Raw genomic sequence first — 15,192 nt, 5'->3', positions numbered from 1 at the left:
TAATGTATTTAATTTTCGATACCGAAACTACAGGTTTACCAAAAAATTTCAGCGCACCACTCACTGATTCCGACAACTGGCCCAGAATGGTTCAGATTGCGTGGCAGCTACATGATAAAAACGGTAATCTTATTGAAAATCAGGATTATGTAATTAAACCTGAAGGATACGATATTCCTTTCAACGCTACCCGGATTCATGGGATTTCTACTAAAATGGCTAAGGAAGAAGGTCGTGATCTCGCAGAGGTTTTGGCGGAATTTCAGGAAGTTTTAAAGAAAACTGAAGTGGTTGTAGGGCACAATATTGATTTCGATTATAATATTGTAGGTGCTGAATTTCACAGAAAAGATTTTGAAAATACACTTGAAAAAATTCCATCTGCAGATACCATGGAGCTTGGAACCGATTTCTGTAAACTCGGCGGTGGAAAAAACGGCAGATATAAATCACCAAAATTAGTTGAACTCTACGAAAAACTCTACAACGAAAAATTCGATGAAGCACACAATGCTGCAGCCGACGTAAACGCAACCGCACAGATTTTCTTCGAAATGATGCGGATTGGTGTTATTCCGGCGGAAAAAATCAAAATGTCCGATTCAGAACTTCAGGATTTCATCAGCAATCATCCGAATCCTTTCCCGCCATTTGGGATTATTATCAGAAGGCAGGTGGCGGCTTCCACAAAGAAGAAAAAAGTTGATTTTGGTGATACTGATGAGATTGAAATCGGCGATTACTTCAATTTTCATAACCACAGTATTTACTCATCACTGCAGGCTTCAACGCATATTTCTGATCTTGTAAAAAAAGCCTTATTCAATAATTTTTCGGCGGTAGGATTGGTTGATTTGGGGAATATGATGGGCGCTTTCAAGTTTGTTTCCGAAGTGGAGAAAGCCAATGCAAACATTAAAAAAACATATAAAGAATACGAAGAAAATAAATTAAAAGCCCAGGAAGAAGGCAGGGAATTTACCGACACCGAACCCAGAAAAGACCCGCTGATTCCGGTAATTGGCTGCGAGTTTTATATTTCCGACCGGCCGGAGCAGAAACAGTTTACCAAAGATGATCCCGACCGCAGGACCAACGTGGTTTTACTTGCGAAAAATTTTAACGGATATAAAAATCTGGCAAAACTTTCGAGTTTAGGTTATGTTAACGGCTTTTATTTTGGTGTTCCGAGGATTTCAAGGCAGATGATTGCGGAATATCGTAAAGATGTTATCGCCCTTACAGCCGGAACTTTGGGAGATATTCCCAATACCGTTCTTGAATTTGGTGAACAGAAAGGAGAGGAAATATTCCGGTGGTGGAAAGATACTTTTGGTGACGATTTTTACGTACAGATCCAGAATCATGAAGTGGAGGAAGAGGAGCATTTAAATGAAGTTTTGCTTGAATTTGCTGAGAGATATGATGTGAAGATTTTGGCACAGAATGAAACATTCTACACCGAAAAAGAAGATGCCAACATTCAGGATATTTTATACTGTATTAAAGATGGGGAGAAGCTTTCTTCGCCTGTAGGTAAGGGTTTTGGCAAAAGACGCGGGCTTCCGTCCAACGAATTCTACATTAAAAACAGTGATGAACTGAAGCTGGCTTTCATCCAGTTCCCTGATGCTTTTGAAGCGTATTCAGAATTTTTGGCAAAGTTTGAACCCTATACTTTAAAACGTGACGTTCTCCTTCCCGAGTTCGATATTCCTGAGGAATTTTTAAGTAAAGAAGATAAAATTGACGGCGGAAAACGCGGAGAAAACGCTTATCTCAGACATTTAACTTATGAAGGCGCAGCAAAAAGATATGGCGAAATTACTGATGAAATAAGGGAGCGGCTGGATTTCGAGCTTGAAGTTATTGCCAACACCGGCTATCCCGGATATTTCCTTATCGTACAGGATTTTTGTAACGAAGCCCGCAAAATGGGCGTTTGGGTTGGCCCTGGGCGTGGTTCTGCTGCAGGATCTGCCGTAGCCTACTGCACAGGAATCACCAATGTTGATCCCATTAAATACGATTTGCTATTTGAGCGTTTTCTGAATCCTGAAAGGATTTCCATGCCGGATATTGATATCGATTTCGATGATGAAGGACGCGACAAAATCATCAAATGGGTGGTTGAAAAATACGGTAAAACGAACGTTGCCCAAATTATCACTTACTCAGTGTTAGGCGGGAAATCAGCAATTAAAGATGCCGGAAGAGTGCTCGATATTTCAATTCCTGAAACCAATAACATTGCAAAACTGATTCCTTCAACGCCGGGGATGAATATCGCAAAAGCTTTTGCAAAATTCGATAAATTAAGTCCTGAAGACAAAGTTCTCGCCCAGGAAATGAAAGATATTCTGGAGAACAAACAGGATTCAAGATTCGGAGTGCTTTCTGCAGCACAGCGTATGGAAGGATGTATAAGAAATACGGGAATTCATGCCTGCGGTGTGATTATTACTCCTGAAGATATTTCTAATCTTGTTCCGATAACGATTGCAGCGAAAGATCCGGATATTTTAGTTTCACAGTTCGATAACTCGGTAGCTGAAAGTGCCGGTTTGCTCAAAATGGACTTTCTGGGTCTGCGTACTTTAACCATCATTAAACATGCCATTAAGCTCATCGAAGAACGACACGGCTTAGACATTAATCCAGATGAAATTCCCCTGGATGATCTCAAAACCTATCAGCTGTTCCAGGAGGGGAGAACCATTGGGATTTTTCAGTATGAAAGTCCCGGAATGCAGAAATACATGCGCGAACTGAAACCTACTCAGTTTGCGGATTTAATTGCCATGAACGCGCTTTACCGTCCCGGACCTATAAAGTACATCCCGAATTTCATCAACCGTAAAAATAAGCTGGAAGAAACGGTGTACGATTTAAAGGAAACCGAAGAATTCCTCGCAGAAACTTACGGAATTACGGTTTATCAGGAACAGGTAATGCTTTTGTCGCAAAAATTGGCGAATTTTACCAAAGGTGAAGCCGATACATTAAGAAAAGCGATGGGTAAGAAAGACCGCGCTACACTCGACAAAATGTATCCGAAGTTTATGGAAGAAGGTGAGAAAAATAATCTTGCTGTTGATAAACTGAATAAAATATGGAAAGACTGGGAGGCATTTGCCGAATACGCTTTCAATAAATCTCACTCCACCTGTTATGCGCTGATCGCCTACCAAACCGCGTATCTGAAAGCCAATTACCCAGCGGAATATATGGCAAGTGTAATGACGAACAACCTAAACAATACCAAGCAAATCACCATGTTTATGGAGGATTGCAAAAGTATTGGCGTGGATGTTTTGGGTCCTTCGGTGAACGAATCGCAGTATGAATTCTCGGTAAACGAAAAAGGCCAGATCCGTTTCGGGTTGGGAGCGATTAAGGGAATTGGTGAAGGACCGAGTGAAGCGATTGTAAATGCAAGAAAACCTGAAAGATTCAAAAATATTTATGACTTTTTTGAAAGAATACCATCGTCACTAATGAACAAAAGAGTGGCAGAGAGTTTGGTGGTTGCAGGCGCATTTGATGAGGTTGATCGCTATCACCGTGCACAGTATTTCGATATCGATATTGCCGGGAAAACCAATATAGAAAAGCTTCTACGCTACGGACAGAGCTTTCAGGATACGAAAAATGAAGTCGAAAACTCCCTTTTTGCCGATTTTGCCGACGAGGTGAAAATTGAGCCTCCAAAAATTAATCCTGCACCGGAATGGCAAAGCATGCATAAACTCAACAAAGAAAAGGAAATTATAGGATTTTATCTGTCTGCGCATCCGCTTGATGAGTACAAATTCCAGTTTCAGTTTATTCAGGGTGCTTTAGGTAAAAAAGAAATCCTCGAAGGCAAGAAAGATGAAGTTGCGGAACTCGAAAAAATTATTCTTCCGGTTGATATTGCCGATACGACAGATTCGGATGACGAACTCATCGATATTCCGGGTGAAATTTTAAGCGGAGATGAAGAAGTTTTAATGGAGGAACCCACAAAAAAAGCAGAACCAAAAGGCAGTTTTAATTTCCTGAATCTGGATGAAATAGAAGCTTTCAAAGACAGCGTGTTTGCCAGCCAACAGCCTGATTTGTTCAATGATGAAAAAATGAGCTGGAAGGAGAAACAGGCCATGAAAAATAATTCACCCGAGTATATGGTTGCCGGATTGGTCACCGAATACACCGTACGCGACGGGAAAAACAGCGGCGAAAAAGTTGCTTTCATCACCCTGGAAGATTACAGCGGAAGTTATGGTTTCCGGCTTGGAGACCGCGACTATATGAGGCTTCGTGACCGGATCGATGTACAGCGGTTTGTCATTTTCAAGATTAAATTTTCGCAGGCAAAAGACGGCAGAGTCTTTGTAAATATTTCGGATGTGATTGATCTGAAAGATGCGTTTGAAAAGTTTGCTAAAAAAATGACAATAGTGGTAAATCTGCAGGATCTTCGCAGAGAAGATATTGAGTTTTTCAAAAATAATTTTTCGGAAAACAAAGGTGAACAGAGGCTTAATTTCTTTGTAAAAAATCCCGAAGACCAATCAACCATCGAACTCATGGCAATGAAAGCGCACATTGAAATTAACGGAGATCTGATCGAAGTAATTCACGATATGCAGAAATATGAGGTATTTCTGAATTAAAATTTCACAATAGATTTTAAGACACTTTTAATAGGTAAAGAGTAGGACAGTATCGAACTTCGGTGCTGTCTTGTTTTTTTAAACAAATGTTAATGAGTTGTTAATTTGCTCATAATTAGTAAGTTTGGGTGATTTTACGGTAATCGGAGAGCAATAAAATCATTATTTTCGTAAAACCAAACACAAATTCTATGAAAACTGAAATTATTCTTTTTGATAATCACTGTCTGTATCTTGAGGCGATGGGTTGTTTGTTGGATAAAAATGGCTTTGGTGAAAAATACAGTTACACCATTACCACCGAAGCCGATGAGCTTGAAAATTTAATTAAAGAAGAATCTCAAATTGCCGTTCTTAATATTTTAGGATTCAGTACCAATGATGCGTTGGCTATGATCGAAAAGTTGATGGGTCTTAACGCTCAGTTAAAAATTATTATTCTTTCGGCCAATATAGATGTTAAAAACATCAAGAAATTTTTCGACCGAGGCATTAAAAGTTTTCTCAGCAAAAGTACCGACACCGCAGAATTCGTGCTTGCATTAAATGAAGTAATCGCGGGCCGGATCTTTCTAAATGAAGAAATAAAAAATATACTTTACAATTTTATCTGTAATCTCGAAAATTCAAATGAGAAAAAAATTGGTTCTTTCGAAGAACTTACCGTACGCGAAAGAGAAGTTCTCGACCTCATTTGTGAAGGTTTCCGGACTAAGGAAATTGCGGATAAGCTATTTATCAGTACACATACAGTAGAAACGCACCGCAGGAAAATTATGTTCAAACTTGACGTTAGAAATTCCTCAATGCTCGTGAAATTCGCGGTGGATAATCATCTTGTTAATTAATGAATTAATTCTGATCATACGTAATCTAAAAAATAAAGATCATAAAAACTCTTTTAAATGCTCTACCGCTTTTAGAATGGTCTCTTCTCTTTTAGCGAAACAAAAACGGATTTTTCCCGAATCCGATGGCTCATGATAAAAAGCAGAAATAGGGATTGTTGCAACTTTTGCTTGTTCGGTAAGCCATACTGCGAATTCCTTTTCAGGCTTTTCTGAAATGTTTCCATAGCTCATAATCTGGAAATAGCCGGCTTCTGCTTTTTCTGTAAATGTGAACGGCAGCTCCTTAAAAGATTCGATAAAGAAATCCCTTTTTTGCTGCATGAATTTGCTGTTTTCTTCTGCATCGAAAATTTCTAAATATTTGGCGATGGCATATTGTGCAGGCGCATTCACACTGAAACTCAAATACTGATGTACCCGCCGGTAAGCCCGCGAAAGTTCCTCGGAAGCCAATACATAACCTACTTTCCAGCCGGTAATGTGAAACATTTTCCCGAACGAAAAAATACTGAAACATTTTTCCTTGAGAACAGGATGCTGAAAGGCGCTGTAAAACCTGCGCTCACCGTAAGTGAGGAGATCATACACTTCATCAGAAATTAAAATAATATCGGTATTGGAAATGAGATTTGCGAGTTGATCCCAGTCTTCTTTTCTCCAGACTTTTCCGGAAGGATTATGGGGTGAATTTACAATGATCGCTTTGGTTTTAAGACTGATGGCTTGCTTGAGTGCATCAAAATCAATTTCAAAATTATCCTTCAGCTTCACATATACCGGGATTCCACCGTTAACTTCTATAGAAGGAACATACGAATCGTAGCAGGGTTCCAGTACGATAACCTCATCACCTGGGCCAAGAATGGCCGCCAAGGCTGTGTAAATTGCGTAGCTTGCGCCGGGAGAAACTGTGATATTTTCCTTCGAAACCGAAATCTTACGTTTCAAATTAAATTCAGATAAATTTTCGACAAGTATTGGCAAGCCTGCCATGGGTGCATATTGGTTGAAATTTTTCTCGGTCCCTTCGCATAGAAGTTTTTTCAGTCTGTCGTCAATATCATAATCCGGAAAACCTTGCGAAAGATTCACAGCGTTATATTTCAGCGCTAAAGCCGACATTTCCGAGAAAATTGTAAGGTCACTTCCTGAATGTTTTCTTTTAATCATACTCAAATTTATCATAATTGTTTCGAAACTTAATCTGAAAAAAAATGCTATTTTTAAACTTTACAAAATAAATTTATGAAAAACATCCTGATTCCGCTGCTTTCGGCAGTTTTGTTAACAAGTTGTGCCACGGTAAATTATACGTATGATGGCAATGCTTTCAAAAAATCTATACGCACGATTACCCAAGATGATTTAAAGAAAAACCTTTATGTAATTGCTTCGGACGAAATGGAAGGTCGCAACACGGGAAGTGCCGGACAGAAAAAAGCAGGCGAATACATCATCAAACAGTACAAGGAAATGGGCGTTCCGTACCCAACGCCGATGAGTTCTTATTACCAGACTGTGCCTGCAGAATTTCTCAACGCGAAAAGAGGTAAAGGCCTGCCTGACTCCGAAAATATTCTGGCATTTATAAAAGGCAGCGAAAAACCAGATGAAATTATTGTAATTTCTGCACATTATGATCATGTAGGAACACAAAACGGTGTTGTTTACAACGGTGCAGATGATGATGGAAGCGGTACAGTTGCTCTCATTGAAATTGCTGAAGCTTTTCAGCATGCTAAAAAGGCTGGTCATGGCCCGAAACGTTCGGTTTTGTTTTTACATGTAACCGGCGAAGAACATGGGCTTTTGGGATCTGATTACTACTCGGAAAATCCGGTTTTTCCATTGGCAAATACAGTAACGAATCTTAATATCGATATGATTGGAAGATGCGATCCCGCGAATTGTGGTAAAGATTATGTGTATGTGATCGGTTCGGAAATGTTGAGTTCTGACCTGAAGAAAATTAATGAGGCGGCCAATAATAAAACTACTAAAATGGAGTTGAATTACAAATACGACGAACCTAATGATCCGCAAAGATTATATTACAGATCAGATCATTATAATTTTGCAAAGCACAATATTCCTGTAGCTTTTTTCTTTGACGGAATTCATGAAGATTACCACAAACCCACTGATGATGCTGATAAAATAGATTACGACGCATTGCAGAAACGCACCCAATTGGTTTTTGCCACCGCCTGGGAACTGGCAAACCGAAAAGACCGCATTGTGGTTGACGGTAAAAATAACAGGTGATTTTTTTTGTGTTAAAAAAATAGATCCGTTGCTTTTGCAGCGGATTTTTGTTTTTGTAAATTTGATTTCCGGCTCCATAGTTCAACGGATAGAATAGAAGTTTCCTAAACTTTAGATCCAAGTTCGATTCTTGGTGGAGTCACTTTCCCGAAATAAGAGAATCCGCCGTTTAGCAGCGGATTCAATAGATAGGGATCTCATTTTTTTTAGTTAGACAACAACAAAAAAGAGAAGCCGACGATGCTTCTCTTAAATTTTTATATCAATTTAATGGTATTTCGCTGTGTATTGAAAAGGATAATTGCGCTCATTTCAATTTATTTTCAGAGTAAATGTAGCAATTATTCTGATACACAATGTAAATTTACTGTTAAAATTCACACGTTATCCACATTTTTTTGTGGATAACTCGCCCATTTAAGTTTTTCCAATAGAAATTTCCCTGTATGAGACTTCTTATTATTAACTAAATCTTCAGGAGTTCCCGCGAAAACAACTTCGCCTCCGTATTTTCCAGCTTCCGGACCAATGTCAATAATAAAGTCTGCAGATTTAATAATATCCGGCTGATGTTCAATAACGATAACCGAATGTCCCAACTCAATCAGCGCCTGAAGTGAAGTAAGCAGCTTGTTGATGTCATGAAAATGTAAGCCCGTAGAAGGTTCATCAAAAATAAACAAGGTTTTTTCGGTTGTAACACCTTTTACGAGGAATGATGCGAGTTTTACACGCTGTGCTTCACCTCCGGAAAGGGTAGAGGAGCTTTGTCCCAACTGCAGATATCCCAAACCTACTTCCTGAAGCGGTTTCAGTTTGGCTACAATTTTCGTTTCATTGTTTTCGGTGAAAAATTCCAGCGCTTCATCTACGGTCATATGCAGTACATCTGAAATGTTTTTTTCATCGAATTTAATTTCAAGAATTTCGTTTTTGAAGCGCGTGCCTTTACAGGTTTCACATTCCAGTTCGATATCAGCCATAAACTGCATGGATACGTTAATTACGCCTTCGCCTTTGCAGTCATCACACCTTCCGCCATCCACGTTGAATGAAAAATGTTTCGGTTTCAGGCCCTGTATTTTTGCCAATTTTTGCTTTGAAAATAAATCCCGGATATCGTCATAAGCTTTTAAATACGTCACAGGATTAGAGCGTGATGATTTGCCGATTGGGTTTTGGTCGATCAGTTCAATGTTTTTAATGAGTTTCTTGGGAAATTCAACCGAATCGTAATCTCCTTTTTTGCCGCCCATTCCCAACTGAACCTGAATTTCGTTCGTAAGAACTTCTTTCATTAAAGTCGATTTGCCGGAACCGGAGACCCCTGATATCACCACCAGATTTTCCAGCGGAATATCTACATCAATGTTTTTTAAATTATTTTGTCTTGCTCCTTTGATTTGTATAAATTCTTTGGCTTTTCTGCGTTTTTCAGGAACTTTAATTTCAAGTTTTCCGGTGAGATATTGCGCGGTAAGCGAGTCTGAATTTTTAAGTTCTTTAAAATTCCCTGCAAAAACCAGTTCGCCGCCAAGATAACCTGCTTCCGGGCCGATATCGATGATATAATCTGCGGCTTTCATCACGTCTTCATCATGTTCTACCACAATCACGGTATTTCCTAAATCTCTAAGGTTTTTCAGTACTTCAATCAGGTTTTCGGTGTCGCGGGAATGCAGTCCAATTGAAGGTTCGTCGAGAATATAAATGGAACCCACAAGTGAACTTCCCAAACTTGTTGCCAAATTAATTCGCTGGCTTTCACCACCTGAAAGCGTGTTCGAAGTTCTGTTGAGCGTTAAATAACCAAGTCCTACTTTTTCAAGAAATTCGAGTCTTGTTGTAATTTCATAAAGCAGTCTTTTTGCAATTTCTGCGTCATGTTTACTGAGTTTCAGTGATTTTATGAGCGGTAAAAGTTCATCCAGAGGCATCTCGATCATCGACTGTATATTGTGTCCGTCGATTTTTACCCATTTTGTTTCTTCACGCAGACGCAACCCTTCGCAGGTCGGGCAAAGTGTTTTTCCTCGGAATCGGGACAGCATCACGCGGTACTGGATTTTGTACAGATTTTCTTCCAGCATTTTGAAGAAACTGTTGATTGATGGGAAGTTTCTGCTATTGTCGCCTTTCCAGAGATAGTTTTTCTGGTCTTTTGTGAGCTGATAATAAGGTTTATGAACCGGAAAATCTTTCGCTTTTTTAATGAAATCTTTTTTCCATTCGCTCATGCTTTCACCTTTCCAGCTTGCTACAGCATCTTCAAAAACCGACAAGTTTTTATTCGGAACTACCAAATCCTCATCAATGCCTATTACTTTCCCGTAACCTTCGCATTCCGGGCAGGCTCCGTACGGATTATTGAAACTGAAAAAGTGAACATTCGGTTCCATGAACTCCATACCGTCGAGCTCAAATTTGTTTGAAAATTCGGTGACTTTTCCGCTTTCTGTGTTTTTAAGAGAACAATATCCATGTCCTTCGTAGAATGCCATCTGGATAGAATCTGCCAATCTTTGCAAAAAACTTTCGTTTTCTTCATAACTGAAACGGTCGATCACGAGAAAGATTTCCATATCTTTTTCCGGAATAAATCCGAAACTTTCCAAATCTTCAATTCCAGCTACGTTTCCATTGATTTCGAGACGGGTAAAACCAGATACTTTCAGTGTTTTAAGATGCTCTGAAAACTTAGAAACCTCAAAATGTAGGGGGCTTCTTAAAAGGAAAATTTGATTCTCTGATTTTTGAATGAAATCAATAACATCGCTTACAGAATCTTTTTTTACTTCGTCGCCTGAAACTGGTGAAAACGTGCGTCCGATTCTGGCAAAAAGAAGTTTCAGGTAATCATAAACTTCGGTTGAAGTACCTACGGTTGACCTCGGATTTGAAGAAATAACTTTTTGCTGAATGGCTATTGACGGTGCAAGACCTTTAATATCATCAACTTTTGGCTTTTCGAGTTTGCCCAAAAACTGCCTTGCGTAAGAACTCAAACTTTCCACATATCTGCGCTGTCCTTCTGCATAAATCGTGTCGAAAGCAAGCGACGATTTTCCGCTTCCCGAAACTCCTGTAATTACAATTAGTTTGTTTTTAGGAAGCAGAACATCAATGTGTTTCAGGTTATTCAGATGTGCGTTTTTTACGAAAATCTGTTTTTTAATATCAATATCTGTAGTTGTGGTCATGACTAAAATTAAAGCTCACAAAATTACGGATTTTTTCACCGAAAATGCTGAGAACATTTTTCTTAAATCATGTTAATTGTATAATAAGAATTCAAATATCAGCACATCTTCCATCGTGCATCTGTTAATTTATATATGAAAAATATTGAATTATCATGATTTTCCTAACTAATATTTGTCATAAATATTGCGTTCTTTTTTTGTTGAGTTGTTATTTATATTTGCCGCTTATTTTACTGTAACTAATCATAAATGCACTGTTTTCTGTTCTTTTTATGATTGTTGTTTTCATTCTAAACCATATCAAAATTTAATAAAAGTGAAAAAAGTAGTTTTAAGTATTTTGCTCGTAGGAAACATTCTGCAGTTTGCTGCCCAATCAAAAGAAAGCGAAATTGACGAAGTAAATATCCAGGGGAAATTTCTTACGCTTCCCGTAAAAAAGGTGAATGAAAACGTAACGGTAATCCGTCGCGAACAAATTATAAACTCGCCAGCCAAAAGTGTTGAAGAAGTTTTGGCTCAGTTTACCGGTTTTGATATCCGCCGAAGAGGCGGTAACGGCGTTCAGGCAGATATTTCTTTGCGTGGCAGCAGTTTCGAGCAGGTTCTTATCTTAGTGAACGGTATCCGGATGAGTGATTCGCAAACCGGACATAACTCAATGAATCTTCCGTTCGATTTGGCTTCAGTAGAAAGGATTGAAGTTATAAAAGGTCCGTCAGCAAGAAGTTTCGGGCAAAATGCGTACGCTGGCGTTGTAAACATTATTACAAAGACAAGCGATGAGGAAAAAGTGATTATTTCCGCTAACGGCGGAGATTTTGGAACCTATTCTTTAGGAGTGGGCGCAAACTTTGGGAGTCCGAAAATTTCCAATTTTATTCAGGTGAATACTTCATCATCGGAAGGTTACCGCTACAATACCGACTACAAGATCAATAACATTTATTACCAGAGCGAAATTGCTCTGCAGAACGGAAATTTGAAATTCCAGGCCGGTATTCAGGAAAAGAAATTTGGGGCGAATGGGTTTTATGCTTCACCAAATGCCAAAGATCAGTATGAGGAAACGCAGGCGTCGATTGTAAGTTTGGGGCTTAACCAGAATTTCAGTAATTTTAAATTAAATTCAAATATCTACTGGAGAAGAGGGCAGGATATGTACGAATATGTCCGCAACAAACCCGAAATCTACAGAAACATGCACATTGGGAACAATATTGGTTTTGAAGCCAACGGAACCTATTATTCAGGCTTGGGAAATACTGGTTTGGGAGTGGAACTGCGCAAAGAATTTTTGGCAAGCAACAATCTTGGACATCGCGAGCGGTTTATTACTCAACTTTTCCTGGAGCATCATTTTTCTTTCATTCAGAATAAACTGAACATTTCTCCCGGAGTTTCGTGGGCCAATTATGCAGAAGAAGGAAACTTTTTCTATCCAGGTTTGGATGTAGGATTTGATATTACAGAAAACCATAAAATCTACGGAAACATCGCTAAAGTCAACAGGATTCCAACTTTTACCGATTTGTATTATGTAAGCAAGACCGAAACAGGAAATCCGGACTTGAAGCCCGAACATGCTTTGGCTGCAGAATTGGGTTACCGATATCAGCAAAATAATTTTGTAGGAAAAATAAGCGGTTTCCTCAGAAATTCAAATAATTCGATCGACTGGGTGAAACAAAATACAAATGACATCTGGAAAGCCGAGAATATCGGCGAAATCGATACAAAAGGTTTTGAGATTGAACTGGGCCAGCATTTCGATTCGTTCGTGAAATCTTATTCATTAGGATATACATTCCTCGAAACTAAAAACAGCCAGCCCGAACATTTGATCTCAAGATACGTGATGGAGAATCTTAAACATCAGTTTGTAGGGAAGCTAGAAAATCGTTTTCTTAAGCATTTCACAAGTCAGCTCATTTACCGGTACAATGAAAGGGTAACAACAGGCAGTTACCAGACTTTAGATGAAAAACTAAGTTATGATTTCCGGAATTTGAATCTGTACGTTTTAATCAACAATATCACCAATTCCGATTATACCGAAACATTCGGGATTCCGATGCCGAAACGCTGGTTTCATGTAGGTTTTACGTACAAAATTGTACTTTAAAGCTTTAAATTTCAGAAGCATGAAATTTGGCAGTCTGTATTATATTTTAATAACATTCAGATAATTATTTTAATTTTGCGGGATGAAAAACAAAGTATATTTCATTATTATTTTTCTTTTATCTTTCTCGGCAAACGCTCAGCAGGAGCATGTTTCGAGTTTTAATGCCTTAACGGTAACCTATAAATTTCATCCGAAATTTTTTCTTTATGCTGAAGGCCAACTGCGCGGGATTGAAGATTTTTCTTATCCCGATTACTATGAGATTAAAGGAGGAGTAGGTTATAATCTTACAAAAAATCACAAGCCGTTTATCGGTATTGGGCGCTACGGAAATTACAAAAACCATGTGATGGATAAAGAAGAATTCCGGGTTTGGCTGCAGGATGTGATCGATCTGAAATCTGGCAAATTCAAATTTGAAAACCGTTTCCGAGCCGAAAAAAGCTGGTTTTATGAGCCGTTGAAAGACGTGCATTCCGACAGAATCAGGCTCAGGTACAGGCTTAATATTTCAGTTCCTCTCAATGCTGATACGGTAAAACCAGGGACTGTTTTTGCAAATGCTTACGACGAAGTTTTCTTTGTAACTACAGAAAAACCTTTGTTTGCAAGAAACAGGGTTTATGGAGGTTTTGGCTACCAGATCGATGAAAATTTCGGGATTGCGACCGGTTACCTCTGGCAAAGGGAATTTGCCCAGTCCGGTAACAAAAATCTGCACTTTCTCTATCTCGCACTGAACATTACGATTGACGGTTCCGACGATAAAGACTATCAATTCCCGGGGGCTGACTAATGTTGATAACTTTTAACAGAATTGCTTCTTAATTACAAAGTTTGTTTCCTTTTTTTGCTTCAAATTCATATATTTGTCAAAATAATTTTTTATATGTAACGCTTGCGTTCCATTTGTCCTTTTTTAAAATAAATATATCCAAATGAAATTTATTGTTGCAAGTGGGGAATTACAGAAAGCATTGAACACCGTAAGTGGAGTGATTTCAAGTTCCCAGTCAAGACCAATTCTTGAAAATTACCTGTTTGAAATCGAAGAAAACAATCTTAAAATAACCGCTTCCGATGGCGAAACCACTTTGGTAACTTCACTGGAAGTAAAATCTGATGATACCGGTAAATTCGCTGTTCCTGCCAAGATTTTTCAGGATTTCGTGAAAACTTATGGTGAGCAGCCTTTAACTTTATCGGTGAAGGATTCCGAAGACGGAAACGGGTCACTGCTTGAAATTTTAGATGAAAAAGACAATTTCGCCGTAGCACTTGATAATGCTGAAGATTACCCGGAATTGCCGGAATTTGATGCTTCGCAAAGTGTGAAGATTTCTGCCGGAGTTCTAAGCGAAGCTCTTACCAACACTCTTTTTGCAACAAGCAACGATTCCCTGAGACCGGTAATGACTGGCGTTCTGTTTCAGTTTAAAGAAGACGAAACCAATTTTGTTTCTACAGATTCTCACCGTTTGGTGGTGTATAAAAGAACAGATTTAATCAATCCTGAACCGATAGAATTCATTATGCCAAAAAAACCTTTGGCAATCTTCAAAAATATTCTTGCGAATTCCAATGAAGATGTTACGATTGAATTCAACGAGAACATGGCGAAATTCACTTTCGGAAACAATACCTGGATCTGTAGACTGATCGATGGTAAATACCCGAATTATACCGCGGTAATTCCGAAAGAGAATCCAAATGTATTGACCATCAATAGAAATCTTTTGCTGAGCTCTATCCGCCGGGCTTCCATCATGTCGAATAAATCGACAAATCAGGTGAGATTCAAACTTTCCGGAAATATTCTTCACCTTCATGCAGAAGATACAGAGTATGCAAACAAGGCAGATATGCAGATTCCGTGTGATTATAATGGTGAGGACATCAACATCGGGTTCAGTTCGAAATTTTTAACTGAAATGCTTTCAGTATTAGTTTCCGATGATATTACCATGAAAATGTCGCAACCCAACAGACCTGGAATCATTGAGCCGGTAGATGGTTTGGATGCTGAAGAAAATATCCTGATGCTTTCAATGCCGGTAATCGGGATGTAAGTTGAAGATAAAAACAAT

General features: G+C 38.8%; 8 protein-coding genes and 1 tRNA gene. 7 read left to right on the top strand and 2 right to left on the bottom strand.

Features of this window, described 5'->3' with window-relative positions; translation table 11 throughout:
- Positions 1 to 2: 2 nt before the first annotated feature.
- Complete coding sequence (gene dnaE, locus OK344_RS10450; protein WP_265144732.1) at positions 3 to 4,658, top strand: DNA polymerase III subunit alpha; 4,656 nt, start codon at positions 3 to 5, stop codon at positions 4,656 to 4,658.
- Positions 4,659 to 4,849: 191 nt separating this feature from the next.
- On the top strand, positions 4,850 to 5,506 hold the full coding sequence (locus OK344_RS10445) for a response regulator transcription factor (protein WP_265144731.1): 657 nt from the start codon (positions 4,850 to 4,852) through the stop codon (positions 5,504 to 5,506).
- Between the two features lie 39 nt (positions 5,507 to 5,545).
- Here OK344_RS10445 and OK344_RS10440 read toward each other — a convergent pair whose 3' ends face one another.
- Positions 5,546 to 6,679, bottom strand: coding sequence for a methionine aminotransferase (locus OK344_RS10440; protein ID WP_265144730.1), 1,134 nt, complete (start codon positions 6,677 to 6,679; stop codon positions 5,546 to 5,548).
- A gap of 75 nt (positions 6,680 to 6,754) precedes the next feature.
- On the opposite strand from OK344_RS10440, the gene OK344_RS10435 reads away from it, so the two are divergent.
- Together OK344_RS10435 and OK344_RS10430 are read left to right on the top strand one after the other, a co-directional pair.
- Complete coding sequence (locus tag OK344_RS10435; RefSeq protein WP_265144729.1) at positions 6,755 to 7,774, top strand: M28 family metallopeptidase; 1,020 nt, start codon at positions 6,755 to 6,757, stop codon at positions 7,772 to 7,774.
- A 70-nt stretch (positions 7,775 to 7,844) separates the two neighbouring features.
- Positions 7,845 to 7,916 (top strand) — tRNA-Arg (locus OK344_RS10430).
- Between the two features lie 235 nt (positions 7,917 to 8,151).
- Here the strand turns inward: OK344_RS10430 and uvrA are convergent.
- Complete coding sequence (gene uvrA, locus OK344_RS10425) at positions 8,152 to 10,974, bottom strand: excinuclease ABC subunit UvrA (RefSeq protein WP_265144728.1); 2,823 nt, start codon at positions 10,972 to 10,974, stop codon at positions 8,152 to 8,154.
- A 319-nt stretch (positions 10,975 to 11,293) separates the two neighbouring features.
- Here uvrA and OK344_RS10420 point away from each other — a divergent pair, with 319 nt between their 5' ends.
- From OK344_RS10420 to dnaN, 3 genes are all read left to right on the top strand, one after another.
- Entirely contained in the window at positions 11,294 to 13,102 is a 1,809-nt protein-coding gene (locus tag OK344_RS10420) for a TonB-dependent receptor plug domain-containing protein (RefSeq protein ID WP_265144727.1), read from the top strand.
- A gap of 82 nt (positions 13,103 to 13,184) precedes the next feature.
- Complete coding sequence (locus tag OK344_RS10415; RefSeq protein WP_265144726.1) at positions 13,185 to 13,901, top strand: DUF2490 domain-containing protein; 717 nt, start codon at positions 13,185 to 13,187, stop codon at positions 13,899 to 13,901.
- A 142-nt stretch (positions 13,902 to 14,043) separates the two neighbouring features.
- The gene (gene dnaN / locus OK344_RS10410) at positions 14,044 to 15,174 is read left to right on the top strand and encodes a DNA polymerase III subunit beta (RefSeq protein WP_265144725.1); all 1,131 of its coding nucleotides are present in this window, start codon (positions 14,044 to 14,046) and stop codon (positions 15,172 to 15,174) included.
- Positions 15,175 to 15,192: the final 18 nt, after the last annotated feature.

The organism is Kaistella yananensis, assembly GCF_026107505.2.
Taxonomy (GTDB): domain Bacteria; phylum Bacteroidota; class Bacteroidia; order Flavobacteriales; family Weeksellaceae; genus Kaistella; species Kaistella yananensis.
The sequence above is the reverse complement of the archived record's forward strand: the minus strand, read 5'-3'. Positions and strand labels throughout refer to the sequence as shown.

Excerpts from the sequence above, each read along its gene's own strand:
- dnaE (WP_265144732.1), top strand. The coding sequence starts at position 3 with ATGTATTTAATTTTCGATACCGAAACTACAGGTTTACCAAAAAATTTC.
- dnaN (WP_265144725.1), top strand. The coding sequence starts at position 14,044 with ATGAAATTTATTGTTGCAAGTGGGGAATTACAGAAAGCATTGAACACC.
- uvrA (WP_265144728.1), bottom strand. The coding sequence starts at position 10,974 with ATGACCACAACTACAGATATTGATATTAAAAAACAGATTTTCGTAAAA.
- OK344_RS10415 (WP_265144726.1), top strand. The coding sequence starts at position 13,185 with ATGAAAAACAAAGTATATTTCATTATTATTTTTCTTTTATCTTTCTCG.
- OK344_RS10445 (WP_265144731.1), top strand. The coding sequence starts at position 4,850 with ATGAAAACTGAAATTATTCTTTTTGATAATCACTGTCTGTATCTTGAG.
- OK344_RS10440 (WP_265144730.1), bottom strand. The coding sequence starts at position 6,679 with ATGATTAAAAGAAAACATTCAGGAAGTGACCTTACAATTTTCTCGGAA.
- OK344_RS10435 (WP_265144729.1), top strand. The coding sequence starts at position 6,755 with ATGAAAAACATCCTGATTCCGCTGCTTTCGGCAGTTTTGTTAACAAGT.